This is a genomic window from Tardiphaga sp. (assembly GCF_041424195.1).
Lineage (GTDB): Bacteria > Pseudomonadota > Alphaproteobacteria > Rhizobiales > Xanthobacteraceae > Tardiphaga.
The window spans coordinates 1-1,423 of the sequence record NZ_JBGMOE010000116.1 but is presented as its reverse complement, the minus strand read 5'-3'; the positions used below and the strand labels follow the sequence as shown (position 1 = coordinate 1,423).

The window sequence follows — 1,423 nt, the reverse complement described above, 5'->3', positions numbered from 1 at the left end:
GCCTGGTCGCGACCCAAGGCGCGCGCCGCCAACCCCTTCGATGACGGCATGACCAGCGCCAGCGACGATGGCTTCGCTCCGCGCAGCGAAGATTTCGCTGCCGGCGACGCCTTCACCGGCTGACCTGCCACAAGCGCAATCAGAAGGCGGCCCGTTCCACGCGGGCCGCCTTTTTTCGCGCATGGCGAATGCACGAATGCCGAACTGATCTGCGCTGGCGTGCATGTGAAAATGTGGTGAACCACATCCAATATTCACCAACCAAATTGGACCCTTAAGAGGATAAACCCGTGAACATAACCACACTGGTCGGCCAATACGCCTACGCCGTCATCGAGGAGAACGGTCGTAGGACCGACATTCGACTCTCACCCGGCAAAAGTCCGGCAAGCTCACTCAGCGCCTATGCCGAAGAACTCCGGCAAGAGGCCAAGCGCAAGACTGACCTCGCAGACTTGTGTGATAGGGCAGCAGCACACCTTTCCCCGCCGCAGTACCTCTCTGCAGGCGACACATTGTGGAACGGGAAAGTGGTCACAGCCTTCCTGGCGGCAAGCTACAACCGGCTCACAGACAGGATCGAGAACATGCGCGCTCGCGGAGAGCGAATTCCCGAAACGCTGGCAGATAGCCGCTTCAGGCTGATCGCATAGCGATCTCCCCAAGCCACCAAATCCGCAGCACCAAGAGGATAGGCCCAATGCCCCGTTATTTTGTCCACCGATATGACGTCGTGCGCGTAAAAGTCGCGGTCGAGGCAGATGACCACAAAGCAGCCATGCTCGCCGCTGACGACTATCTTGCCCGCAACCACCCGATCAGCAACCGCTATCATGGCGGTGCCGGCGAAGACGAGGCCTTGGCCGAAAACATCGGCCTGCCCACCTGGCTCGAACATGAAGAAGCTGGTCAAGCCGTCACCGGCTACCTGATTGACGAATTCGACGACGCCGAGCGCCGCAGGTCGATCGCCTACGACCAACGAATGAATCCCCAGCACGATGCCCTGATCAGCCAATCAGACTTCCCGCACGCCGCATGGCGCGCGGAGATCGCTACCAACCAAACTTTCGACGGTTACACCGAATGGGTCAGCATGAAACGCGATCAAGGCCTGGATAAAAGCGTCGGAAGCTGAAAAACCGCGCCAATCTGTCTCTATTGCTATCGGTCAACAGAAACGCACCAGCCACGCAAGAACACTGAAAAATACGCCCCGTCAGGCTTCGAGCCCGGCGGGGCATTTTTTTGCTCCGCGGTTCTCTCACCCAACACACAGCGACAGGCATCAAGCGGCGAAAAACTCGGCTCCAACCGACAGAGCGCGCCACGAGGCGACCAACAGATCAGGAGGCCAACGCCGATCCAGAGAGATGAGGGGGAAGGGGAATGGTGTCGAAGGGGATGATCCCGAGACGCAGTG

The 1,423-nt window shown here is 59.2% G+C and carries 2 protein-coding genes; both read left to right on the top strand.

Translation table 11 applies throughout. The features are described 5' to 3' along the window. Positions 1 to 290: 290 nt before the first annotated feature. Positions 291 to 653: a hypothetical protein gene (locus tag ACEK02_RS16345; protein WP_371422641.1), complete on the top strand. Its 363-nt coding sequence runs from the start codon at positions 291 to 293 to the stop codon at positions 651 to 653. 47 nt (positions 654 to 700) lie between these two features. Then, positions 701 to 1,138, top strand: coding sequence for a hypothetical protein (locus ACEK02_RS16340; RefSeq protein ID WP_371422640.1), 438 nt, complete (start codon positions 701 to 703; stop codon positions 1,136 to 1,138). Positions 1,139 to 1,423 lie beyond the last annotated feature (285 nt).